At 71.4% G+C, this 22,181-nt stretch carries 23 protein-coding genes; 17 read left to right on the top strand and 6 right to left on the bottom strand.

The window, feature by feature from the left end; translation table 11 throughout:
• The first annotated feature begins 157 nt into the window (after positions 1-157).
• Positions 158-1,615, top strand: coding sequence for a threonine/serine ThrE exporter family protein (locus ACWGIG_RS18040; RefSeq protein WP_453322591.1), 1,458 nt, complete (start codon positions 158-160; stop codon positions 1,613-1,615).
• A 51-nt stretch (positions 1,616-1,666) separates the two neighbouring features.
• On the opposite strand, the gene ACWGIG_RS18035 is transcribed toward ACWGIG_RS18040, so the two are convergent.
• Complete coding sequence (locus ACWGIG_RS18035) at positions 1,667-2,614, bottom strand: LysR substrate-binding domain-containing protein (protein WP_453322590.1); 948 nt, start codon at positions 2,612-2,614, stop codon at positions 1,667-1,669.
• Positions 2,615-2,953: 339 nt separating this feature from the next.
• Between ACWGIG_RS18035 and ACWGIG_RS18030 the strand changes: the two genes are divergently transcribed.
• The 12 genes from ACWGIG_RS18030 (at position 2,954) to ACWGIG_RS17975 (ending at position 14,957) form a co-directional block, all read left to right on the top strand.
• On the top strand, positions 2,954-4,186 hold the full coding sequence (locus ACWGIG_RS18030) for an aldehyde dehydrogenase family protein (protein WP_453322589.1): 1,233 nt from the start codon (positions 2,954-2,956) through the stop codon (positions 4,184-4,186).
• An 11-nt stretch (positions 4,187-4,197) separates the two neighbouring features.
• The gene (locus ACWGIG_RS18025) at positions 4,198-5,025 is read left to right on the top strand and encodes a 2-keto-4-pentenoate hydratase (RefSeq protein WP_453322588.1); all 828 of its coding nucleotides are present in this window, start codon (positions 4,198-4,200) and stop codon (positions 5,023-5,025) included.
• Positions 5,022-5,765 (top strand): 2-keto-4-pentenoate hydratase, encoded by a 744-nt coding sequence (locus tag ACWGIG_RS18020; protein WP_453322587.1) that lies wholly within the window; start codon positions 5,022-5,024, stop codon positions 5,763-5,765. Before ACWGIG_RS18025 ends, ACWGIG_RS18020 begins: the two co-directional genes overlap by 4 nt.
• Positions 5,762-6,181: a RidA family protein gene (locus ACWGIG_RS18015; RefSeq protein WP_453322586.1), complete on the top strand. Its 420-nt coding sequence runs from the start codon at positions 5,762-5,764 to the stop codon at positions 6,179-6,181. Before ACWGIG_RS18020 ends, ACWGIG_RS18015 begins: the two co-directional genes overlap by 4 nt.
• A complete protein-coding gene (locus tag ACWGIG_RS18010) occupies positions 6,178-6,750 on the top strand; it encodes a 3-hydroxyanthranilate 3,4-dioxygenase (protein ID WP_453322585.1) in 573 nt (190 codons plus the stop codon). The genes ACWGIG_RS18015 and ACWGIG_RS18010 overlap by 4 nt, the downstream gene beginning before the upstream one ends.
• Positions 6,747-7,769 carry an amidohydrolase family protein gene (locus ACWGIG_RS18005; RefSeq protein WP_453322584.1) on the top strand — a complete coding sequence of 341 codons (1,023 nt, stop codon included), beginning with the start codon at positions 6,747-6,749 and terminating at the stop codon, positions 7,767-7,769. The genes ACWGIG_RS18010 and ACWGIG_RS18005 overlap by 4 nt, the downstream gene beginning before the upstream one ends.
• Complete coding sequence (locus ACWGIG_RS18000; RefSeq protein WP_453322583.1) at positions 7,766-8,680, top strand: acetaldehyde dehydrogenase (acetylating); 915 nt, start codon at positions 7,766-7,768, stop codon at positions 8,678-8,680. The genes ACWGIG_RS18005 and ACWGIG_RS18000 overlap by 4 nt, the downstream gene beginning before the upstream one ends.
• On the top strand, positions 8,677-9,816 hold the full coding sequence (dmpG, locus tag ACWGIG_RS17995; RefSeq protein WP_453322582.1) for a 4-hydroxy-2-oxovalerate aldolase: 1,140 nt from the start codon (positions 8,677-8,679) through the stop codon (positions 9,814-9,816). The genes ACWGIG_RS18000 and dmpG overlap by 4 nt, the downstream gene beginning before the upstream one ends.
• Entirely contained in the window at positions 9,810-11,045 is a 1,236-nt protein-coding gene (gene kynU, locus ACWGIG_RS17990; protein WP_453322581.1) for a kynureninase, read from the top strand. The genes dmpG and kynU overlap by 7 nt, the downstream gene beginning before the upstream one ends.
• 68 nt (positions 11,046-11,113) lie before the next feature.
• Entirely contained in the window at positions 11,114-12,877 is a 1,764-nt protein-coding gene (locus tag ACWGIG_RS17985) for a hypothetical protein (RefSeq protein ID WP_453322580.1), read from the top strand.
• A gap of 85 nt (positions 12,878-12,962) precedes the next feature.
• Positions 12,963-14,426 carry an amino acid permease gene (locus tag ACWGIG_RS17980; RefSeq protein ID WP_453322579.1) on the top strand — a complete coding sequence of 488 codons (1,464 nt, stop codon included), beginning with the start codon at positions 12,963-12,965 and terminating at the stop codon, positions 14,424-14,426.
• Positions 14,427-14,486: 60 nt separating this feature from the next.
• Positions 14,487-14,957 carry a hypothetical protein gene (locus ACWGIG_RS17975; protein WP_453322578.1) on the top strand — a complete coding sequence of 157 codons (471 nt, stop codon included), beginning with the start codon at positions 14,487-14,489 and terminating at the stop codon, positions 14,955-14,957.
• A gap of 166 nt (positions 14,958-15,123) precedes the next feature.
• Here ACWGIG_RS17975 and ACWGIG_RS17970 read toward each other — a convergent pair whose 3' ends face one another.
• Together ACWGIG_RS17970 and ACWGIG_RS17965 are read right to left on the bottom strand one after the other, a co-directional pair.
• Positions 15,124-15,801 carry a maleylpyruvate isomerase family mycothiol-dependent enzyme gene (locus ACWGIG_RS17970; RefSeq protein ID WP_453322577.1) on the bottom strand — a complete coding sequence of 226 codons (678 nt, stop codon included), beginning with the start codon at positions 15,799-15,801 and terminating at the stop codon, positions 15,124-15,126.
• Positions 15,802-15,852: 51 nt separating this feature from the next.
• On the bottom strand, positions 15,853-16,128 hold the full coding sequence (locus ACWGIG_RS17965; protein WP_453322576.1) for a winged helix-turn-helix transcriptional regulator: 276 nt from the start codon (positions 16,126-16,128) through the stop codon (positions 15,853-15,855).
• A gap of 11 nt (positions 16,129-16,139) precedes the next feature.
• On the opposite strand from ACWGIG_RS17965, the gene ACWGIG_RS17960 reads away from it, so the two are divergent.
• From ACWGIG_RS17960 to ACWGIG_RS17950, 3 genes are all read left to right on the top strand, one after another.
• Positions 16,140-16,634 (top strand): carboxymuconolactone decarboxylase family protein, encoded by a 495-nt coding sequence (locus ACWGIG_RS17960; RefSeq protein ID WP_453322575.1) that lies wholly within the window; start codon positions 16,140-16,142, stop codon positions 16,632-16,634.
• A 113-nt stretch (positions 16,635-16,747) separates the two neighbouring features.
• Positions 16,748-17,194 carry a hypothetical protein gene (locus ACWGIG_RS17955; RefSeq protein ID WP_453322574.1) on the top strand — a complete coding sequence of 149 codons (447 nt, stop codon included), beginning with the start codon at positions 16,748-16,750 and terminating at the stop codon, positions 17,192-17,194.
• Positions 17,195-17,223: 29 nt separating this feature from the next.
• Entirely contained in the window at positions 17,224-17,697 is a 474-nt protein-coding gene (locus ACWGIG_RS17950) for a hypothetical protein (protein WP_453322573.1), read from the top strand.
• Between the two features lie 48 nt (positions 17,698-17,745).
• On the opposite strand, the gene ACWGIG_RS17945 is transcribed toward ACWGIG_RS17950, so the two are convergent.
• The 3 genes from ACWGIG_RS17945 to ACWGIG_RS17935 all read right to left on the bottom strand — a co-directional run bounded on the left by ACWGIG_RS17945 (position 17,746) and on the right by ACWGIG_RS17935 (position 21,058).
• The gene (locus ACWGIG_RS17945) at positions 17,746-18,432 is read right to left on the bottom strand and encodes a M15 family metallopeptidase (RefSeq protein ID WP_453322572.1); all 687 of its coding nucleotides are present in this window, start codon (positions 18,430-18,432) and stop codon (positions 17,746-17,748) included.
• A 537-nt stretch (positions 18,433-18,969) separates the two neighbouring features.
• Entirely contained in the window at positions 18,970-20,400 is a 1,431-nt protein-coding gene (locus ACWGIG_RS17940; RefSeq protein ID WP_453322571.1) for a GntT/GntP/DsdX family permease, read from the bottom strand.
• Positions 20,401-20,503: 103 nt separating this feature from the next.
• Positions 20,504-21,058 (bottom strand): gluconokinase, encoded by a 555-nt coding sequence (locus ACWGIG_RS17935; RefSeq protein WP_453322570.1) that lies wholly within the window; start codon positions 21,056-21,058, stop codon positions 20,504-20,506.
• Positions 21,059-21,203: 145 nt separating this feature from the next.
• Here ACWGIG_RS17935 and ACWGIG_RS17930 point away from each other — a divergent pair, with 145 nt between their 5' ends.
• Positions 21,204-21,905, top strand: a complete 702-nt coding sequence (locus tag ACWGIG_RS17930) for a FadR/GntR family transcriptional regulator (protein ID WP_453322569.1) — start codon at positions 21,204-21,206, stop codon at positions 21,903-21,905.
• Positions 21,906-22,181: the final 276 nt, after the last annotated feature.

The raw sequence follows: 22,181 nt of genomic DNA, 5'->3' as shown, positions 1-22,181 counted from the left end.
GACGGCCGCCGCGCAGCGCCCCGACGGCTGCCGCACCCGCGACTTCTCCCCGGCCCGAAGTCACCTCCCCCGCCGGTCGAGCGGCGGTGACGGCGGTGCCGGGAGATGCTGGGGCGCGCAGTGGCGCTTCGAGCAGGCAGCGAACAGTGGAGAACAGATGTGGCGCAGGCTCTCCCGGCGGCGGTCCCGCGCGCATGCCCGGCAGGCGCGGCTGGACCGGCTGCGGCAGAACGAGGGGACCCTGCTGGACCGGTTGTACGGGACAGCCTATGAGGAGGTCCGCTTTCCGCCGTCGCGGGACTTCGACGCGCGCGGGGCGGCCGAGGTGCTGCGTTTCGTCCTGCGGCTGGGCCGTGAACTGTTCCTGGCCGGGGCGTCGACCCGCGACATCCAGACGGCCGCCGTCGCGGTGACGGCCGCGTGGGGCATGCAGGACCTGGAGGTCGACATCTCCGGGCGTTCGCTGCAGGTGCAGTACGCACCGCCCGAACGGGTGCCCGTCGTCATGCTGAGGGTCCTGGGGTCGGAGGACACCCGGGACCTGGGCCGCCTGACCGCGCTGGAGCGGCTGACCGTACGGATCGTGGGCAACCGGCTTTCACCGGCGGACGCGAAGGCGGCACTCGACCGGATCGTGTCGCTGCCCTCGCGGTGGCCGTGGTGGTTCACGCTGAGCGGCGGCGCGGTGCTGGCCGCCATGCTGTGCGTACTCGCGTCCGGCACGCCGCGTGCGGCGCTGCTGTCGCCCCTGCTGTTCCTGGTCACCAACCGTGCCGCGTGGGCGCTGAGCCGCACGGGGCTGCCCTCCTTCTACGTCACGGCCGCGCAGACGGCCCTGCTCATGTCCCTCACCATGGCGTTGATCGACTTCGGGGTGCTCAGCGGACGCGAGGGGGCGAGCACCGTCGCGGCCAACGTGATCCTGATGCTGCCGGTCCTGACCGTGGTCTCCCTCACCGAGGACGCGATCGACGGCTTCCGTCCGATGGCGGGGGCCCGTGCGGTGAGCCTGCTGATGTTCTTCGCCGCCATGGCGGGCGGCCTCCTCACCGTCGCCTTCCTGCTGCGCGGCCTCGACTCGGACGCACGCGCCACGACGCTCGCCTCGCTGCCCGTCTGGCTCACCCTCGTCACCAGTGGCGTCGGCGCCCTGGGCAACGCCGTGTTCATGGGCGGCGGCCCTCGGCTGGTGCCCTGGGCGATGGCTGCGGCGCTGATCGGCGCGGGCGTGAAGGTGTTCGGCACGGCGCAGTTGGACTGGTCGGTTCCGCTGGCGACGGGGCTGGCCACCACCGCCATGGGCGCGGTGTCCGCCGTGATCGGACCGCGCGCCGGAGTGCCCGCGCGGGCGGTGCTGATCCCGGGCATCGCGGGCAGTGTGCTGCCAGGGCCCGACCTGTACCGCAGCGTGCTCCAACTCGTCCTCGGGGTTCCCGGGGCCCATCAGTACCTGGTGACGACCCTGGCGTCCGTGGCCGCCATCGGTGTCGGCGCGGTGCTGGGTTCGTTGCTCGGGGCAGGCAGCGAACGCAAGTGGGGCCGGCGCTCGGCCCGTACGAGGCCGTCCGCCTCCCTCGACGCCGTCGCGCGGGCGCGGGCCTCGACACGAGCGTGACGGAAGGCGACCGGCACGCCGTGTGCCGCCCGGGGGTCGTCCGGTGCGCGCCTAACGGGCCGCCGGTGCCCCGCCGAGCGTCTCGCGCAGCACCGCCGCCTCCTGGTCGAGATGGTGCAGCAGCGCCTGCAGAGCGGGGGTGCGCGTGCGGTGGGCCGCTTCGGTGGTGCCCACCGTGCGGCCCACGGAGGGAAGTTCGACCGGCAACGCGGCCAGGTGCTCGTCGTCGCGCAGGACCAGCTCGGGCAGGAGTGCCACCATGTCCGTCTGCAGGAGCAGCGCCCGCATGGTGAGGATGGACGTGCACTCGACGCGGTCCGCGGGCAGCGGGAGCCCCCGGTCGGCGAAGAGGGCGCTGAGCTCCTGACGCAGGGCGGTCTGCTCGACCGGCAGGATCCAGGGGAACCCGAGGGTGTCCGTGAGCGTCATCCCGTCGGCTCCGGACAGCGGGTGCCCGGAGCGGACGGCGAGCCGGATGGGCTCCCGGTACAGCTTCCGCTGGCGCAGCCTGTCGCCCTCTCCCGGGGCCGACCCCAGTCTGCCGACGATGACGTCCAACTCGCCTGTGAGCAGCGCCGGGTGGAGGAGGTCCGGCGTCCCCTCGCGTACGACGACGGTGAGCCGGGGCCGCTCCCGCTTGAGCCGGGCGACGGCTCGTGGCAGCAGCACGTTGGCACCGGCCAGCAGGGTGCCCACGGTCACCGTGCCGTCCTGTCCCTCCCGCAGGCCGGTGAGGTGTTCCTCGGCCCGTCGCACTTCGGCGACCACCGCGCGGGCGTGCTCGGCCAGCGCTTCGCCGTAGACGGTGGGCCGCATGCCGCGCGGCACGCGCACGAAGAGCGGAAGGCCTGCGACGGTCTCCAGCTCGCGCAGGGTCCGGGTCGCGGCGGGCTGGGTGAGGTGCAGGGTCTCGGCCGCCCGCACCACGCTTCCGTGGTCGATGATCGCGACGAGCAGCGTCAGGTGCCGGAACTTCAGGCGACCGTCGAGAAGGTCCATCGCGGGGCTCCTTCCAGGAGGCGGTCGCAGCGGGCTCGGCGGCCACATACCCGGATCGGTATATGCATCACGGCTATTGGCATTGGCTCGGCATATCTCGGTGGGCGCATGATACCCGCACAGTCCGGGGAGCCAGATCCGAACCCCCGGTCCGGCAACGGAGGTCCACAAGGTGAGCTCACCCGTGCGGCACTACGTAGGAGGCAGGTTCGACGCGTCCGGCGTGCCGTTCCCGCTGATCGATCCGGTCTCCGGGCGCCCCGCGGGCGAACTGCCCGCGGCGTCACGGGAGTTGGTCGACCAGGCGGTGCGCGCCGCCAGGGAAGCACTGCGCGGGCCGTGGGCCTCCTGCACCGGATCGCCGACGGCATCGAGCAGCGCTTCGAGGAGTTCGTCGCCGCCGAGTGCGCCGACACGGGCAAGCCCCGCGACCTCGCCTCGACGACCGACATCCCGCGCGCGATCGCCAACTTCCGTTCGTACGCCGATCTCACGGCAGGGCGGAGCGAACAGTCCTGGCGCACCACCACCCCGGACGGGCGTGGCGCCCTGAACTACACCGTGCGCAAACCGCTCGGCGTGGTCGCGGTGATCTCGCCGTGGAACCTGCCGCTGCTGCTGCTCACCTGGAAGGTGGCTCCCGCCCTCGCCATGGGCAACACGGTGGTCGCCAAGCCCTCCGAGCTCACGCCCGGCACGGCCTGTCTGCTGGCGGAGGTGATGGCCGAGGCGGAACTGCCGGCGGGCGTCTTCAACCTCGTCCACGGCGGCGGCGCGGACGCGGCCGGCCAGTGGCTCACCGAGCACCCCGGGATCGACGCGATCGCCTTCACGGGGGAGTCGCGTACCGGCGGCGCGATCATGCGGGCCGCGGCGGCGCGGCTGGTGCCCGTCTCGTTCGAGCTGGGCGGCAAGAACGCCGGGCTGGTCTTCGCCGATGCGGACCTGGAGCAGGCCGTGGCAGGCACCCTCCGCTCGGCGTTCACCCACAGCGGGCAGGTGTGCCTGTGCACCGAGCGCGTGTACGTGGAACGGCCGGTCTTCGACGCGTTCGCCGAGGCGCTGGCCGCCGGCGCGAAGGAACTGAGCGGTTACGGCCCGATGATCTCCGCCGCGCACCGCGACAAGGTACTGGGCTTCCTCGACGAGGCCGCGGCCCACGGCGACGTGCTGGCGGGTGGCGGGGTGCCGCGCTTCTCGGACGGGCGGGACGGCGGTTTCTGGGTGGAGCCCACCGTGCTGACCGGGCTGCCTGAGGACCACCCGGCGGTACGGGAGGAGATCTTCGGGCCCTTCGTGCACCTGGCCCCGTTCGACACCGAGGAGGAGGCACTGGCCCTCGTCAACGCGAGCCCGTACGGCCTGGCCGCCACGGTGTGGACCGGCGACGTGAGCCGCGCGCACCGCGTCGCCCCCGCTCTCGACGTCGGCATCGCCTGGGTCAACACCTGGAACCTGCGTGATCTCCGTACGCCCTTCGGCGGCGTGAAGGAGTCCGGGATCGGCCGTGAGGGCGGCGACCACTCCCTCGACTTCTTCTCCGAGCCGATGAATGTGTGCGTGAAGTGGTGAGTGATGCATGTGTGCGTGAAGTGGTGAGTACGGTCAACGACGCCGTGGCGCGGGCCGCCGGGCGCATCGACGAGGCACGGCGCAGCGGTGTCCCGTGCGACCCTGTCCGCGACCTCCTCCCGTCCGGCGATCTGGACGCCGCCTACGCCGTCCAGTCCGTCCTCACCGAACGCCGCATCGCCGCGGGCCGCCGCGTCACCGGCTGGAAGATCGGCCTGACCTCGACGGCGGTGCAGGCACAACTGGGCGTGGACACACCGGACTTCGGAGCCCTGCTGGACGACACCGCGGTGCCGGACGGCGCCGAGATCGGCTGGGGCTCGGTGCTCCAGCCCAGGGCGGAGGCCGAGGTCGCCCTGGTGCTCGATCACGATCTCATCCACGAGCGGCACACCGTGGCCGACGTGATCCGGGCGACGGCCTTCGCGCTGCCCGCCGTCGAGGTGGTCGGCAGCCGCATCCGCGACTGGGACATCTCGGCCGTCGACACCATCGCCGACAACGCCTCCAGCGGTGCCTACGTCCTGGGCACCCGGCCCGTACCGCTGCGGGAACTCGACCTGCGGACCGTCGGCATGGTGCTGGAGCGCCGCGGCGAGCCCGTCTCCACCGGCGCGGGCGCCGCCTGTCTCGGGAACCCGCTGCACGCCGCCGTGTGGCTGGCCGACACCCTCGTGCGGCTCGGGTGCCCGCTGCGGGCCGGGGACACCGTGCTCACCGGCGCGCTCGGGCCCATGGCGGCCGTCGAGCCCGGCGACGTCCTCGAAGCCCGCATCGACGGCCTCGGCTCGGTGCGTGCGTCCTTCGGACGCCCGGCTCAGGAAAGGGATGACCGATGAACATCGCGGCACTGGCCCAGTCCCTCGACAGCGCGGCGCTGGACGCGCGCCCGCTGCCCGGCGGCGGCAGCGGACTGACGAACACCGACGAGGCGTACGCCGTCCAGGAGGCCCTGGTCGCACGGCGGCTGGCCCGCGGCGAGCGGCTCACCGGCTTCAAGCTCGGCTTCACCAGCCTCGCCAAGATGCGGCAGATGGGGGTGGCCGACCTGATCCACGGACGGCTGACGGACCGGATGGAGATCACCGACGGAGAGCGGTACGACACCTCCGGGCTGATCCACCCCCGGGTCGAGCCGGAGGTGGCCTTCCTCCTCGGCAGCACGCTGCGCCCCGGGGCCGACCCGGCGGCGGCAGTCGCAGCCGTGGCACCCGCACTGGAGGTCATCGACTCCCGGTACGACGGCTTCCGGTTCTCCCTCCCCGAGGTGATCGCCGACAACACCTCCGCCGCGGGCTACGTCCTGGGGCCCTGGCGGGCCCCGGCCGACCTGGGCAACCTCGGCGTCCTGCTGGAGCTCGACGGACGCCTGGCGCAGGCCGGTTCGACCGCCGCGATCCTCGGCCACCCGCTGCGCGCCCTCGCCGCCGCGGCCCGACTCGCCGGTTCGCTCGGACCCGGCACCGTGATCCTCGCCGGCGCGGCGACCGCGGCCGTACCGCTTCCGCCCGGCACGCACGTGCGGGCCACCGTCGCGGGCCTCGGTCCGGTCGGGTTCACCACCGGGGAGGCAGCGTGATCGTGCCCGGCGCCGCCCCGCCACGAGGCCGTTTCCCGCACCTCAGGCGCGCGGGCGATCTGGTCTTCGTGTCCGGCACCAGCTCGCGCCGCCCGGACGGCGGCTTCGACGGCGCGAGCGCCGACGCGATGGGCGTGACGGACCTCGACATCCGGGCCCAGACCCGGGCCGTGCTCGACAACATCGCGGGCCTGCTGGCCGCGGTCGGCGGGAGCCTCGACGACCTGGTGTCCGTCACCACGTACCTGGTCAGCATGAACGACTTCGGCCACTACAACGCGATCTACGCCGAGTACTTCGACGAGACCGGCCCGAGCCGCACCACCGTCGCCGTCCACCAACTGCCCCACCCCCACCTGCTGATCGAGATCAGCGCGGTGGCCCACCTTCCACAGACCCGGGAGCCGCTCCGATGACCATGGTTCCGTTCAATCTCCAGTCCTGGATCGATGAACACCGACACCTGCTCCGGCCACCGGTCGGCAACGTCCAGATCTGGCAGGACGCCGATCTGATGGTGACGATCGTGGGCGGCCCCAACCGCCGCACCGACTTCCACGACGACCCGATCGAGGAGTTCTTCTACCAGCTCAAGGGCGACATGGTCCTGCGCGTCATGGAAGAGGAGGGACAGCCGCCGCGCGACATCCACATCCGGGAGGGCGACGTCTTCCTGGCCCCGGCGCATCTGCGGCACTCCCCGCAGCGGCCGGAGGAGGGCAGCATCGGTCTGGTCGTCGAGTTCGCCAGGCCCGAGGGGCAGCGCGACGCCTTCGAGTGGTACTGCACGGAGTGCCACCACGTGGTGCACCGCAGCGAGTTGCAGCTCACCTCGATCGTCGACGACCTGCCGCCGGTGTTCGGCGCGTTCTACGCCGACGAGGCCGCCCGCACCTGCGGGAACTGCGGTGCGGTGCACCCGGGCAAGGACTGGCCGCAGGAGCTGCGTCCGCGCACCCGTCGCGACGAGGCGGACCGCGCATGACCGTCGTCGACATCCACGCCCACGTCTTCCCGCAGATCGGCCGCGCCGAGTCCCGGGCGCTCACCGGCTCCGACGACGGCCCCTGGCTGCGTACCACGGACGGCCCGGACGCCGGGATGATGATGGCCGGGGCCGCCGAGTACCGGCCGGTGCGCCGCACCCTGTGGGACCCGGCGGAGCGCGTCGCCGACCTGGACAGGCTCGGCGTGGACATCCAGGTGCTCTCCAGCACCCCGCTGATGTTCGGTTACGGGCTGGAGCCCGCTCGCGCCGCGGACTGGTGCCGGACGGTCAACTCCCGCCTGCTGCACTACAGTTCGTACGCCCCGCACCGGCTGGCCCCGCTGTGCCAGGTGCCGCTCCAGGACACCGGGGCGGCCTGCGCCGCGCTCACCGAGGCGATGCGCCAGGGCTTCCACGGCGTGCACATCGGCAACCACATCGGCGACCGCGACCTCGACCACGGCGCGCTGCTGGAGTTCCTCACGCACTGCGCCGAGGAGAACGCGACCGTCCTGGTCCACCCCTGGGACCTGCCCACCGGCCCGCGCTTCTCGCGCTACATGCTGGCGTGGCTCGCGGGCATGGCCGCCGAGACCCACCTGACGATCCTGTCGCTGATCCTCTCCGGCGCCTTCGAACGCCTCCCCGCGTCCCTGCGGCTGCTGTTCGCCCACGGCGGCGGCAGCTTCCCGTACCTGCTGGGCCGGGCAGACAACGCCTGGCACCGCCGCGACGTCGTACGGGCCGACAGCCCGCGGCCTCCCTCGCACTACACCGACCGCTTCTGCGTCGACTCGGCCGTATTCGACCCGGGCTCACTGCGGCTGCTGGTGGACGTGATGGGCGTGGAGCGGGTGCTGCTCGGCTCCGACCATCCCTTCCCGCTCGGCGAGCAGGACATCGGCCGTCTGGTGCGGGAGAGCGACCTCACCCCCGAGGAGCAGGCGGCCGTCCTCGGCGGCAACGCCGTCCGCCTCTTCGGCCTGACGCCGCTGCTGAAGGAGGCCGTCCGATGAAGGCAGCCGTGATCGGATCGGGCAACATCGGCACCGATCTCCTCGTCAAGATCGTTCGAGGCGGGCGGAACATCACCGCCGCCGCGATGATCGGCATCGACCCGGAGTCGGAGGGGCTCGCGCGGGCCCGCCGGCTCGGGGTGCCCACCAGCGCGGACGGAGTGGCCGGGCTGCTGACCCTGGACGGCTTCGACGACATCGACCTCGTCTTCGACGCCACCTCCGCCGCCGCCCACCACCGCAACTGGGCCGCGCTCGCGCCGTACGGAAAGACGATCGTCGACCTCACCCCGGCCGCCGTCGGCCCGTACGTCGTCCCGCCCGTCAACCTCGACGAGCACCTGGACGCCCGCAACGTCAACATGGTCACCTGCGGTGGCCAGGCGACCGTCCCGATCGTCGCCGCCGTCTCGGCGGTGGCGCCGGTGCACTACGCGGAGATCGTCGCCTCGATCGCCTCCCGGTCGGCGGGGCCCGGCACCCGGGCGAACATCGACGAGTTCACCGAGACCACCTCCCGAGCGCTGGAGCAGGTGGGCGGCGCGGCCCGGGGCAAGGCGATCATCGTGCTCAACCCGGCGGAACCGCCGCTGCTGATGCGCGACACCGTGCACTGCGTCGTCGACGACTGCGACACGGAGCGGGTGGCCGCCTCCGTGCACGCGATGGCCGCCTCCGTCGCCGCGTACGTGCCCGGCTACCGGCTCAAGCAGGAGCCGCAGTTCCGCCGACTGGCGTCCGACGACCCGCTGGTGCGGCTCGCCGGGGGCGGGCGGCTGCTGCTCTCCGTCTACCTGGAGGTGGAGGGCGCCGCCCACCACCTCCAGGCCTACGCGGGAAACCTCGACATCATGACCTCCGCCGCACTGCGCACCGCCGAGCGCCTGGCCGAACGGAGCCCGGCCCGATGACCAAGGTCTACGTCCAGGACGTCACCCTGCGCGACGGCATGCACGCCGTGGCGCACCGCTACACGGTCGACCAGGTCCGGGCGATCGCCGCCGCGCTGGAGGCCGCGGGCGTCGACGCCGTCGAAGTCGCCCACGGCGACGGCCTCTCCGGTTCCTCGGTCACCTACGGCCCCGGCGCACACACCGACTGGGAGTGGCTGGAGGCCGCGGCCGACGTGCTCACCCGGGCCCGGCTCACCACCCTGCTGCTGCCCGGCATCGGCACCTCCCACGACCTGCGCCGCGCCCATGCCCTCGGCGTCACGTCCGTCCGCGTCGCCACGCACTGCACCGAGGCGGACATCGCCGCCCAGCACATCGGCCTGGCCCGGGAGCTGGGGATGGACGTATCGGGTTTCCTGATGATGTCGCACATGGCCCCGCCGGCCGAACTGGCCGCCCAGGCCCGCCTCATGGAGTCGTACGGAGCGCACTGCGTCTACGTCACCGACTCCGGCGGCCGGCTGACCATGGACGGCGTACGGGAACGGGTCCGCGCCTACCGCGAGGTCCTCGACCCGGCCACCGAGATCGGCATCCACGCCCACCACAACCTCGGCCTGGGCGTGGCCAACAGCATCACGGCGGTGGAGGAGGGCGCCCACCGCGTGGACGCCTCGCTGGCCGGGCAGGGCGCGGGCGCCGGGAACGCACCGCTGGAGCCGACGGTGGCGGTGTTCGACCTGATGGGCTGGGAGCACGGCTGCGCGCTGTTCCCGTTGACGGACGCCGCGGAGGAGCTCGTCAGGCCGACGCAGGACCGGCCCGTGCGGGTGGACCGGGAGACGCTGACGCTCGGCTACGCCGGGGTGTACTCCAGCTTCCTGCGGCACGCGGAGACCACGGCCCTGCGCCACGGTCTCGACACACGCGACCTGCTGGTCGAGGCGGGGCAGCGGCGGCTGGTCGGCGGGCAGGAGGACCTGCTCACCGACATCGCGCTCGATCTCGTCCGGGACCGCGGCGACGCCGACCGCGCTCCTACTGCTCCCTCGGTCAACGCGCCCTCGGAGACCGCCCCTTCGGAGACCGCCCCCTCGGGCGCCGCCGCCTCGTACCACGCACCCTCGGACCACGACGGAGAGACCTCATGCTGACCGAACGCGCCGCCGCGTTGGACGCCGCCGACCCGCTCGCCCACGTCCGTGACCGCTTCCTCCTCCCCAAGGGGGTCGTCTATCTCGACGGCAACTCCCTCGGCGCCCTTCCCGCCGCCGTACCCGGGGCGATCGAGGACGCGGTGCACCGCCAGTGGGGCACCGACCTGATCCGCTCCTGGAACGGCAACGGCTGGTGGGAGGCGCCGATACGGACGGGCGACGCCATCGGTCGGCTGATCGGCGCGGCCCCCGGCCAGGTGGTGGCCGGGGACTCCACCAGCGTCCAGCTGTTCAACACCCTGCTCGCCGCCGCCCGGCTGCGCCCCGGCCGCCGGCTGCTGCTGACCGATCCCGGCCACTTCCCCACCGACCAGTACATCGCCGACTCGGTGGGCAGGCTGCTCGGCCTCCAGGTCCGACGGGTGCCCGCGCGGGAGGCCGCCGCGGTACTGGCCGCCGAGGGCGAGGACGTCGCGGTCGCCGCCTACGCACCTGTGGACTACCGCACCGGCGAGCTGTACGACATGGCCGCGCTCACCGCCGCCGCGCACGCCGCCGGGGCCCTGATCCACTGGGACCTGTGCCACGCCGCGGGCGCCATGCCCGTCGGACTCGACGCCATGGAAGCGGACTTCGCGATCGGCTGCGGCTACAAGTACCTCTCCGGCGGTCCCGGTGCCCCGGCGTACGCCTACGTCGCCCGGCGTCACCAGCAGGACTTCGACCACCCCGTCACCGGCTGGCACGGCCACGCGGAGCCGTTCGCGATGTCCGGCACCTACACCCCCGGGGCTGGCATCTCCCGGGCCCGGATCAGCACCCCGCCGCTTCTGTCGCTCCTGGGTCTGGAGGCCGCACTGACGGCCTTCGACGGCCTGGAGATGTCGGCCGTACGGGACAAGGGCCTGTCCCTGACCGGATTCTTCCAGGAGTGCGCCGACACCCTCCTGGACGGCCTGGGCTTCACCATGGCCACCCCGCGCGACCCCGCGCACCGCGGCAGTCAGGTCTCCCTGCGCCACCCGGAGGCGTACCCGCTGGTGGCCGCGCTCACCGCCCGCGGCGTGATCGGCGACATGCGCGCCCCCGACCTGCTCCGCTTCGGCTTCAACCCGATGTACGTCACGCACGCCGACGCCCTGCACGCCGTGCGGGAGCTGCACGACATCGTGACCTCCGGCGCCCACCGGGCCCTCGAATTCCAGCAGCGCCCCACCGTCACCTGACCTGAAGGCACCCGCTGCACGCGCTTGTTTCCGCTCCTCGACGTCCCGCCTCCGAAAGGTCCCGTCAGATGCGATCCATCCGCAGAAACGCCGCCCTGGCCACGGTGGTCGTCGCCGCCGCCACTGCCACGCTCCTCGTGCCCGGCGCGTCCGGCGCGTCCGGCGCCGGCACTGCCGACCCGAACATCCGCGACGCCTGCGCCGACCGCCGCCCCGGTCCGGCCGACCCCGGCTCGTACGGCATGCAGCTGGACGGCACCTTCCGGCACCCCGCCCTCACCCCGGTCGACGAGGAGTCCGATCACCCCTTCCCGGGCCGCAACAAGGAGTACGACACCCGTTCGTACATCAAGAACATGAAGGTCGAAGCCGCCTACGAGGGCGCCGACTTCACCCCCGACCACTTCCACACCTGGCAGAACATCGTCGACTTCGCCGGACGCCGCTACCTCTTCCAGTACGACAGGTCCGAGGGCCGCGTCTACGACATCACCGACGTCAAGAACGTCACGGTGGTCGAGAAGCTCAGCCGCGAGGACGTGGACGGCGACGAGAGCAGGGCCAACGGCGACTGGGCGGCGCACGACTACTGGGGTGCCTCCACCATCCAGTGGAACAAGAAGCTGAACGCCTACGTCATGGTCCAGAGCTTCGAGAGCAAGCGCCAGATCGACGAGCTGTCGGACCACCCGCCGAAGGACAAGTACAACAATCCGGAGGGTGTGAAGAAGCTGCGCGCCAAGCCGGGGCTCAAGGGCTTCAAGGTGTACCGCCTGGACGGCCCGCGGAAGAAGGACTGGAAGCTGCTGGCCACGGTCTCCACCGACTCCACCCGGTCCGACCCGCTGAACAGCGACCCCGCCGAGGCGCAGCAGGGCTCCGGCTCGATCGACGTGCCGCACTGGACCGGCGAGAAGTACATGTTCATCGCCACCGCGCCGGACGACACCTACTCGGGCACCGAGTACCCCACCAACCTCCACTCGGCCGGCTACCAGTCCTGGGACATGTCCGACCCCGCCCGCCCGAAGCTCCTCGACACCTGGCACCTGCCCGGCCAGCGCACCGGTGAGGACGCGGCGTACAGGAAGAACCCGCGCTGCGGGAACCGCACCAGCTGGATGGGCGCCCGGATGCCGCTGTTCGTCCCCGTGCCCGTGGAGAGGGGCGGCCGGTTCGCCTTCGCCGCCATGGGCGGGTACGGCCTGACGGTGCTGGACATCTCCGACCCCTCGCACATGAGGACCGTGAGCCACCTGGACCTGCCACCGTCCGTGGCGGGCACCGAGGGGGACAACATCGACGTCTCCCAGTACGAGAAGACCGGGATGATCTACTACTCCGGCTACCCGCTCACCGAGGACTGCTACGAGCCGTACAAGGACGTCTACCAGATCGACGCCAAGGACCCCGAGCACCCCCGCGTCGTCGGCGCCCTCCCCCGGCCCACCCCGCCGAGGTCCGCAGGCTTCACGGACTACTGCCAACGCCGCGGCAGCTTCGGCCCCAAACGCACCGGGTACTACACCAACCCCGGCCGGCACACCTCAGGAGTCCTGGGTTACGGCTTCTACAACGCGGGCGTGCAGTTCTTCGACGTCTCCGACCCCGCCGTCCCCGAGGTCTCCGCCTCCTTCGTCCCCAAGGCGTACGGCGCCGACACCCCGGAGTACGCCTACGGCAACCAGACCCACGGCATCTTCGTGGAATGGGACCGCAACATCGCCTGGGCGCTCACCAACCACGGCATCTACGCGCTGTCCTCGCAGAAGGTGCTGGGCAGGCCCGACCTGAACCGGCCCGCGAAGCCGTTCCGCAACAGCCAGTTCTGACACCGCACATGGGGACGGCGACAGCCGCCCGCACGTCCCACCCGCGCTCCCCCGCCGCACCCCTCCTCAGAAGGGCACCGCCGCCATGCCTGCACCAGAAAAATCCGCGCCGTCCCCCACCTCCCCCGACACCGAAAACGACACCAACACCGACACCGACACCGACAGACCGGTGGGTGAGGGCGACAGGCTGGTCCGCTCCCTCACCCACCGGCAGACCACCATGATCGGGCTGGGCTCCGCGCTCGGCACCGGCCTCTTCCTCGGCTCCGGATCGGCGATATCCGCCGCCGGTCCCGCTGTGATCATCTCGTACGTGGTCGGGGCCGTACTGGTCGCCGTCATCGCCGTGCTGCTCGGCGAGATGTCCGCCGCGCACCCGGTCCAGGGCTCGTTCGGCACCATCGCCCACCGCTATCTCGGCCCGTGGGCCGGCTTCCTCAGCCGCTGGCTGTACTGGTTCAGCGCGGTCGTGGTCATCGGCACCGAGGTCGTCGCCTCCGCGCTCTACATCCGCTGGTGGTGGCCGGACGTGCCGATGTCCGCGGCCATCCTGGCGATCGCCGCGGTGGTGCTCGCGGTCAACATCGTCAGTGTCAGGTCGTTCGGCACCACCGAGTTCTGGCTCTCCACCGTCAAGGTGGTGGCGCTGTGCGCGTTCATCCTGTGCGCCGCCCTGCTGGTCTTCTTCGGGCTGCCCGACACCGAGGCCACCGGCTTCGCCCACCTCACCGACGACGGCGGCTTCCTCCCGCACGGGGCGGGCTCCGTCTGGCTGGCCATGTCCGTGGTGATGTTCGCGTACGCCGGCTTCGAGGTCGTCGCCATCGCGTCGGCCGAGGCCGCCGACCCGCAGCGCACCATCCGCACCGCCATGCGCCAACTCGCCTGGCGGCTGAGCTTCTTCTACATCCTGTCGATCATCCTGGTGATGGCGCTGATCCCGTGGCGACGCATGGCGGCCGGCGACGGCAGTGTCGAAACGAGCCCCTTCGTGCAGGTCTTCTCGGAGGTCGGCGTGCCTGCCGCGGCGACCGTCACCAACGCCGTCGTGCTCATCGCCGCCGTGTCGGCCGCCAACGCCCACCTGTACGGCGCGTCCCGGCTGCTGCACTCGCTCGGCGACGACGGACTGGCCCCTGCGCCGATGGCCAGGCTCAGCCGGCGCGGCGTCCCCGCCATCGCCCTTGCCGCGTCGACCCTGGGCATCGCTGCCGCCGCTCTACTCGCCTTCTACGACGTCAGCGGCCTCTTCGGCATCCTGATGTCGATCGCCCTCTTCGCCGTCCTGCTGGTCTGGCTGCTGATCCTCGCTTCGTACGTCGCCTTCCGGCGCCACCGGAACGCGCATCCCGCGGAATTCACCGGGTTCAGCATCCCGGGCGGCAGCGTGCTCGCGGTCCTCGCCGGGGTCGGGGTACTCGCCGTCGCCGCCACCGCGGTGGAGGTCCCCGACATGCGCCAGGCCGCGGGCATCGGCCTCGCCTTCACCGTCGTCCTCGCCGCCTGCTACGGCCTGACCACCCTCCACCGGCCACGGCGGAAGTAGCAACACCCCTGCCAGGGAGGGCTCTGCCACCGGGGTGTCGACCGGCGGTACGGTCGCCGCATGGAGTCCGAGAAGGTGAACCAGTGCCCGTTGCACGGGCCCGGCATCCGGCCTGAGTTCCTGGTCGGGCGTCGGCTGACGGAGGTGTTCGCCGCGTGGCATCGGAGCGGGGCCGAGAAAGCGGCAGATCCGTTGGACGTGTGGCTGATCGACAGCCAGGGCAGTCCCGTACACCTCACCACCGGCTCGGACTGGTGCCTGATCGTGGAGTCGTCGAGCCCGCACGAGGGATACGACATGGGCGGCTGGGGGCGCGTCGAGGTGGCACCGGTGGGTGACCGGACGCCGTTCGCCGTCCACCTCGGTGAAGTCGTCCTGGCGGTGGAGGAGGAGTGTGAGCCCGAGGCCGGCCGCACCGCACTTGAGGTCGTCTTCGCCTCCGGACGGGTGCGTTGCGACAGTTGGGCCGGGGAACTCCGTCTTGCCGCACGGCGTCCGAACCTTCCTGGACAACCCCCTTCACCGGGGTGAGCCCGGGCTGATTCGGGGCAGGTGGGCGACCGTGCCGCGGCGCGAGGACGCGCAAGCGGTACGGCGGGGCCGGCCGGGAGCAAGTGCGGTGCGCAGGACGGCGCCACCGGTCACGCACGACAGGAGCCGTCAGCGCCACGAGGCCTGAGGGCCTGACGGGGCAGAGTCACGACAGCAGCGGGAACCGGTCCGCTGCGGGGCCGAGGATCTCACGCTCGCGCGCAGTCAGGTCGCGGCGTCCGGCAGCCGCCGCGAGAAGCTCCTGGTCATCCCACTTCAGCGCCGCGGGAATGCCTTCTCCGAGAAGTGAGCGGAAGACCGGGTGCACGATCCGCAGTGCGGACGGCGCCGTCCACACCGGCCTGCCCCACGACAGTGCGACGTCCGTCCCGTGGACGGCAACCGCGATCACCCGCGTCACCACCCAGTCGTCCAGTCGCATCGCCCTGCCCGAGACGGACACCAGACGGTTCAGGTCGTCGGAGCGCAACGTGTCGATCGTGTCGTGGCAGACCTCCTCGAACCACGCCTGCGCGGACGTGGAAGCCAGCACCTTCGCGGCCTGCTGCCGGGTCTGATCCACATTGCGTTGCCGATACGCCGGGGTCTCCCGTTCGGGCCGCCGGTAGTAGTCGGCCGCGCCCACCAGCTCCGCTCCTGGCCCGGCCGGCGGCAGCGGACCGTCGAGGCCGATGCTCGTCCCGATGTGGACCACGAGCTCCTGCACGTTCCACGGCGGGCAGTTGGTCGGCCGAACCCAGTCCTCCGGGCCGAGTTCACTCAGTTTCGCGAGGAGGACCTCGCTCTCCTGGACCATGGCCGTCAGCGTCTCCTGGGCAGGCATCCAGACCCCCTCGTCAGTGGCCCCCCGAGCCGGGGCCCACTGTTCACCTTGTCAGACGGCGCCGCCCAGCGGCCCTTCCCCGGTCCTGGGTCCTGTCTCCTCGGCCCATCGTCGGCTCCAGGCATTCAGCGGGATCAGGGCCTCGACAAGGTCCTGACCGAGCTGCGTGAGGCGGTAGCCGTCACTCTCCAGGGAGAGCAGGCGGGCGCCGGTCAGCTCGTCGAGCCGGGTGCTGAGCACGCTGGAGGACATGCGCTCGCAGCGTCGCTGCAAGTCGCGGAAGCCGGCCGGGGCTTGACTCAGTTCCCACAGGAGTCGACAAGGCACTCCGCCGGTGGATGCCGCCAGGCACGCCGCACGAGCCGCTCGCACTGTTCCGCGTACTGCACCGCAACCCGGAGCCGGCCTCGCGCATGTTCGCCCTGGGTGCCGGACTGCTGGGCCATGGACTCCTCCCCGGCATCGACCGCGAGGTCGTCGTCGCCCGCGTGACGGCGCGCTCCGACTGCCCGTACGAATGGGGCGTGCACGCCGCAACCCTCGCACCGCAGGCCGGGCTCAGCCGGGAACAGATCCGGGCAACTGCCCGGACCGACGCGGCAGTCGGTGCTCCATGGCTGCCACGCCACACCGCACTCCTCCAGGCAGTTGACGAACTGCACGACACGAACCAGCTCACGCAGTCCGCCTGGGACGCCCTACTCGTTCACTACGAAGAGGCTCAGCTGCTCGAACTCCTCGTACTCATCGGCTGGTACCGCACCCTCGGCCATCTGGCCAACGGGCTCCTCCTGGACGAGGAACCCTGGGGCGTCCGGTACCCGACGCGGTGACCACACCCGCCCCCTCCCTCCCCCTCGGCTGATCCCCGAGGACCCCCACCGGGTCGGCTTGTCGCTCTTGAGGGCGGCACAACCAAGATCGCCCGTGGACCGTCTGGGCAGGTATGGAAATTCTGTTCGTGGCCCTGGCTCTTGCGCCGATGCTGATGCCCTGCGTGTTCGTGGCCGCCGCCGTGGCGCTCGTCGGACGGGCTCTCAGGAGGCCGCCGGGCAGCAGGTGGCATCTGCCGGGCGTCACGGCGTGGGCGCTCGTCGCCGTGATGGCCGGCACGGCGGCTTTCGGTGCGTACGCGCAGGGCGTGATGTCGGGGTTCTACATCCTGGATCCGGACCAGATGTGTGCCACGTGGGGCGTGGAGGGCGACCACATCGTGACGCGGGAAACCCTGCCGGTCAGCGCGCAGTGCGTCACCGCGGACGGCGTGGGAACCGAGCTGGTGGCGGCCTGGGTGAATCCCGTGATCTTCATCGGGCTTGCACTTCTCCCCCTCGCTCTCGTGGCAGGAGTACTCACGGGGATACGCCGGCTCTCCTCACCCGCGGCATCGTGAACCGCTGCGCTCCGGGGCAGCATGCGCGCATGAACTTCGAGCTCGACCCGCCCCTGGGCATCGGCCCTCTGCAGATCGGCATGTCACGCGAGGACGCGAACAGTGCGCTGGACTCGCTGCGTGACCTGCGGGAGGTCTCCGCAGCCGACCAGGCGGGGCATAGCGTCTTCCGGCCAGGCGGCCTGATGATCAGCATCGGTTGTCTGCACCACCGTCTGGAATGCATGGAATGGGGACGACCTTCGGACCCTTCGGACGTCGTGTCGTTCCGCGGTATCGACGTCTTCGGCCTGTCGGCCCGCGAGGTCGTGCACCGCATGGCCGAGGTCACCGCCATCGAACCCGCCGACGACGACCCCGCGTCCTTCGTCGCCCCCGAACTGCTGCTCAGCTTCTGGCGACCGTTCAAGGCCGACGACGAACCGGACGAGGAACAGGGCCATTGCTTCAGCTCCGTACTGCTTGCCCGCCCCGGCTACTACGACGACCCCACCCCTGGCTGATCTCCAGATGAGAACCGACTCCGCAAGGGCACTGCCGCAGGCGCCGTGCTACTGGCCGTTGGCGGAGAAGTGCTGGTAGTCGGGGTGCGGCCAGCGGCCTCCCCAGTGCCAGCCCATCCGTGCCATCGCGGTGGTGACGACGTCGCCGCGTCGGATCATTCCCTTGACGGCGCGGTCGCGGCGCAGGTGGCGCCGGCCAGCGGCGGGGTGGACCGTGCCGTAGGCGTCGACGTAGGGGTTTTCGACGGTGTTGATGTCGAGGGCGTCTCCGTAGGAGTGGCGGGAGAGCTTGGACGGGTTGCCTGTGACGCGGCGGCAGTTGTACGCCGAGGTGTTGTCGTCGGCCATGGCCGCTTCGTCGTTGCCGCGGTATTCGGCCATCACCCGCATCTTCCGGATGGGGAACCGGGCCTGGAAGATCTTGCCGAACACGTGGGTGATGTCCGGGACGATGCGCTTGTGCACGATGAGCTCCCCACGGCGCACGTGCCCGTCGAAGTCCCAGTGGTTCATCCGGACGAGCCGCAGGTCACTCGGCGGTACCGGGCATCCGGGGCGGTGGGTGAACCGCAGCTTCGCCGTCGGCACCGCGGAAACCACCATGCCCAAGGAGGGCGCCGCCGTGGGACGGGCGGATGCTTGCTGCGCTGCCGTGGGTGCCTGGCCGAATGCCGGCGTGGTGATGACCAGTGCCAGCGGCAGCGTCAGGGCAGCGAGACGAAGTCTGATTTTCACCCGTGCAACGTAGGGCGGAGATCATCTCTTCACAGCGCCGACACGACTTGGCCTTCTGTACAGCCGCTGTTCGGCCCAACGCGGGTGCCGGTTGCGATCTACGTGTACGCGGCGGAACGTGTTCGGTCCCGTACGGAGGAGCTCTGGGCTCACCAGAAGCTCCGGCAGGAGCAGGCGATCTCTACCGTGCCCTCTGTGGTCCATGTGTCGCCCGCATGGCCGAAGTGGCGTTCGGTCACTGTGTCTTGACCGGTACGGGCATGGCAGCTCACCTCCTTGGCCCGGGTGTTCACAGCCGCATGCCGTGGCATCGGAGTGGCAACAGCGCGGGGGTGGGGCCGACGCCGGACGGGCGGCATGTACCGGTCGGCCCAGCACGGGCGCCGCGGGCACTGACCGCACCGCAGGCACCGCGGGCACCGCAAGCACCGCGGGCACCGCAAGCGCCGCAGGCACCGCGGGCCAATGCGACGGCGGGTCGCCGAGCGGCTGTGCCCGGCGACCCGCCCTGGGGTGTGAGTGGTCGGCGAAACGCCGCTAGATCACCAGCGACAACAGCAGGACGAGTGCGCCTGCGACGACCGAGATGATGGTCTCCATGACCGACCAGGTCTTGATGGTCTGGCCGACGTTCATGCCGAAGTACTCCTTGACCAGCCAGAAGCCCGCGTCATTGACATGGCTGAAGAACAGCGAGCCCGCGCCGATCGCGAGGACGAGCAGGGCGGCGTGCGCGGTCGACATGTCGGCTGCGAGCGGCGCGACCAGACCGGCGGCGGAGACCGTCGCGACGGTGGCCGAGCCGGTGGCCAGGCGGATGACGACGGCGATCAGCCAGGCGAGCAGGAGGGCGGGGATCGACCAGTCCTCGGAGATCTGCAGGACCATCTGGCCGACACCGGAGTCGATGAGGGTCTGCTTGAAGCCGCCGCCCGCGCCGACGATCAGGAGGATGCCCGCGATCGGGGCGAGCGACTTCTCGACGGTCGTGGTGATCTTGCCCTTGGAGAACCCGGCGGCGCGGCCCAGCGTGAACATGCCGACGATGACGGCGGCGAGCAGGGCGATCAGCGGCGAGCCGATGACGTCGAAGACGCGCTGCACCGTGTGCTCGGGGTCGTTCACGACGATGTCGACGAGGGCCTTCGCCAGCATCAGGACGACGGGCAGCAGCACGGTGGCGATGGTCGCGCCGAAGCTGGGCAGCCGGGCGGCGCCCTTGCCCGGCTCGCCGGTGGCCTCGTCCAGTTCCTCGGACGGGCGCCGCGGCACCATCTGCTCGGGCACCGGGATGTCCACCCAGCGGGCCGCGACCTTGGAGAACAGCGGACCGGCGATGATCACGGTCGGGATCGCGACGAGCACACCGAGGGCGAGCGTGACGCCCAGGTTGGCGCCGACCGCGTCGATGGCGACGAGCGGGCCGGGGTGCGGCGGGATCAGGCCGTGCATCACGGAGAGCCCGGCGAGGGCGGGGATGCCGATGCGCATCAGCGAGTAGTTGCCGCGTTTGGCGACCATCAGCACGACCGGGATCAGCAGCACGATGCCGACCTCGAAGAACAGCGGCAGCCCGATGACGCTGGCGATCAGCACCATCGCCCAGGGCATGGAGCGCCCGCCCGCCTTGGCGAGGATGGTGTCGACGATTCTGTCGGCGCCCCCCGAGTCGGCGAGGAGCTTGCCGAGGATCGCGCCGAGTGCGATCAGCACACCGACGCCCGCGACCGTCGAGCCGAGCCCGGCGGTGAAGCTGCTGATGGCCTTGTCGAGCGGGGCGCCCGCGAAGGCCCCGAGCGCGAGCGACCCGATGGTCAGCGCCAGGAACGCGTGCACCTTGAACTTCGTGATGAGCAGGACGATGACGGCGATGCCCGCGAGGACGGCGATCCCGAGCTGGGCGTGGCCCGCCGAGGTGATCGGCTCTACGGCGCCCGCTGCGAGCGTCTCGACGCTGAGACTGGTCACGGTGTTTCCCTTGCAGGAGAGGTGGTTACGGAGGGTGGGGACGCGTCCGCGCGGAAGTGCTCGTACGCGTCGGGGGTGCGCCGCCCGCGGGGCGGCGCGGGCGTCACTGCTGCGGCGACGACTGCGGGGGCCTGGCGCTGCCGTCCACCGCCGGGCCGAGGGCGCGCAGGGCCGCGACGGCCCGCTCGGTGATCTCCTCGGGGCTGCCCGCGACGTCGACGTCGACGCCCGCCTCGTCCGGGCCGAGCGGCTGGAGCGTGGCGAACTGCGAGTCGAGCAGCGCGGTCGGCATGAAGTGTCCCTGGCGCTGCGACATCCGGCTCTCGATCAGCTCGCGCGAGCCGGTCAGGTGGACGAAGACGATGCCGGGAGCGGCGGACCGCAGCCGGTCGCGGTAGCTCCGCTTCAGTGCCGAGCTGCTGGCCACGCCGCCGAGTCCGGCTCTGCCGTGGGCCCAGGAGCCGATGGCGTCGAGCCACGGCCATCGGTCGTCGTCGGTCAGCGGGGTGCCCGCCGACATCTTGGCGATGTTCGCCTCGGGGTGGAAGTCGTCGCCCTCGGCGTAGGGAACGCCGAGCTGTGCTGCGAGCAGGGGGCCGATCGTGGTCTTACCGGTCCCTGCCACGCCCATGACTACGACGACGTGGGGGGTGTGCATTGCTGCCTCGCTGTCTTCATTGACATCTCGCACGGCGGCCGGTCGTGCGTCACGCCACTGAAACCCATTAGGTCAGAGGAATTCAAGAGTCTGTGACTTAAAAGTCAGACTTATTGCGGCCGGGGGTACCTCGTAGTCTTACGCCATGACTCCATCGACCCGAGGGCTGCACGCCCGCGTACTGGAAAACCTCGGGCCCGCCATCACCGGAGGCGAGTACCCGCCGGGGAGTGTCCTGCGGACGGACGAGCTGTCCCAGGAGTTCGAGGTGTCCCGTTCCGTCATGCGCGAAGCGGTACGGGTCCTGGAGTCCATGCACCTCGTGGAGTCACGGCGCCGTGTCGGCGTGACCGTGCTGCCCACGGAGGAGTGGAACGTCTACGACCCGCAGGTCATCCGCTGGCGGCTGGCCGGCGCCGACCGGCCCCGCCAGCTGCGCTCCCTCACTGTGCTGCGCTCCGCCGTGGAGCCCACGGCCGCGGGCCTCGCCGCCCGTCACGCCACGGCCGAGCAGTGCGCGGCCCTCACCGCGAGCGCCATCGGCATGGTCGCCCACTCCCGAGGGAAGCGGCTGGAGGGCTACCTCCTGCACGACGTCGAGTTCCACCGGACGATCCTCAAGGCGTCCGGCAACGAGATGTTCGCCCGCCTCGGCGACGTGGTCGCGGAGGTGCTCACCGGCCGCACCCACCACCAGGTGATGTTCGAGGACCCCGACCCGGCGGCGGTCACCCTGCACGTCAAGGTCGCCGAAGCGGTGCGCGAGCGGGACGCCGTACGGGCCGAGGAGCTGACCCGCGAGATCACCATCGGCGCCCTGGAGGAACTGGACGTGCTCGCGCCCTGACGAGCTCGTGAGCCCCTGGCCCCGATCGTCGCCGCCGCCCCGGTGCGTGAACGCGACCTGGCCGTCATCCCTCCGTCATCCCGGCTTCCCGGGCCGAGGACCAGGTCCGCCTCGTCCCCCGCCCGGAAGCCGTGAACCGCTGCGCGTACCGACCGCTCAGCGGCCCAGCCGGGCCGCGAGCCCGTCGAGCACGCAGTCAAGGCCGAACGCGAAGTCGACGTCCGGGTCAGGTTCCTCGGCTTCGAGGACGCGGCGGGCGAGCATCGGGTGCTCGCC

It is taken from the genome of Streptomyces sp. NPDC054863, from assembly GCF_053610825.1.
Note: the sequence above shows the minus strand (reverse complement) of the source record. Positions and strands in the feature narration are given on the sequence as shown.

Coding starts and splice junctions, on each gene's coding strand:
- ACWGIG_RS18040 (WP_453322591.1), top strand. CDS start 158: ATGTGGCGCAGGCTCTCCCGGCGGCGGTCCCGCGCGCATGCCCGGCAG.
- ACWGIG_RS18035 (WP_453322590.1), bottom strand. CDS start 2,614: ATGGACCTTCTCGACGGTCGCCTGAAGTTCCGGCACCTGACGCTGCTC.
- ACWGIG_RS18020 (WP_453322587.1), top strand. CDS start 5,022: ATGAACATCGCGGCACTGGCCCAGTCCCTCGACAGCGCGGCGCTGGAC.
- ACWGIG_RS18010 (WP_453322585.1), top strand. CDS start 6,178: ATGACCATGGTTCCGTTCAATCTCCAGTCCTGGATCGATGAACACCGA.
- ACWGIG_RS18005 (WP_453322584.1), top strand. CDS start 6,747: ATGACCGTCGTCGACATCCACGCCCACGTCTTCCCGCAGATCGGCCGC.
- ACWGIG_RS18000 (WP_453322583.1), top strand. CDS start 7,766: ATGAAGGCAGCCGTGATCGGATCGGGCAACATCGGCACCGATCTCCTC.
- dmpG (WP_453322582.1), top strand. CDS start 8,677: ATGACCAAGGTCTACGTCCAGGACGTCACCCTGCGCGACGGCATGCAC.
- kynU (WP_453322581.1), top strand. CDS start 9,810: ATGCTGACCGAACGCGCCGCCGCGTTGGACGCCGCCGACCCGCTCGCC.
- ACWGIG_RS17985 (WP_453322580.1), top strand. CDS start 11,114: ATGCGATCCATCCGCAGAAACGCCGCCCTGGCCACGGTGGTCGTCGCC.
- ACWGIG_RS17980 (WP_453322579.1), top strand. CDS start 12,963: ATGCCTGCACCAGAAAAATCCGCGCCGTCCCCCACCTCCCCCGACACC.
- ACWGIG_RS17975 (WP_453322578.1), top strand. CDS start 14,487: ATGGAGTCCGAGAAGGTGAACCAGTGCCCGTTGCACGGGCCCGGCATC.
- ACWGIG_RS17970 (WP_453322577.1), bottom strand. CDS start 15,801: ATGCCTGCCCAGGAGACGCTGACGGCCATGGTCCAGGAGAGCGAGGTC.
- ACWGIG_RS17960 (WP_453322575.1), top strand. CDS start 16,140: ATGCCGCCAGGCACGCCGCACGAGCCGCTCGCACTGTTCCGCGTACTG.
- ACWGIG_RS17955 (WP_453322574.1), top strand. CDS start 16,748: ATGGAAATTCTGTTCGTGGCCCTGGCTCTTGCGCCGATGCTGATGCCC.
- ACWGIG_RS17950 (WP_453322573.1), top strand. CDS start 17,224: ATGAACTTCGAGCTCGACCCGCCCCTGGGCATCGGCCCTCTGCAGATC.
- ACWGIG_RS17935 (WP_453322570.1), bottom strand. CDS start 21,058: ATGCACACCCCCCACGTCGTCGTAGTCATGGGCGTGGCAGGGACCGGT.
- ACWGIG_RS17930 (WP_453322569.1), top strand. CDS start 21,204: ATGACTCCATCGACCCGAGGGCTGCACGCCCGCGTACTGGAAAACCTC.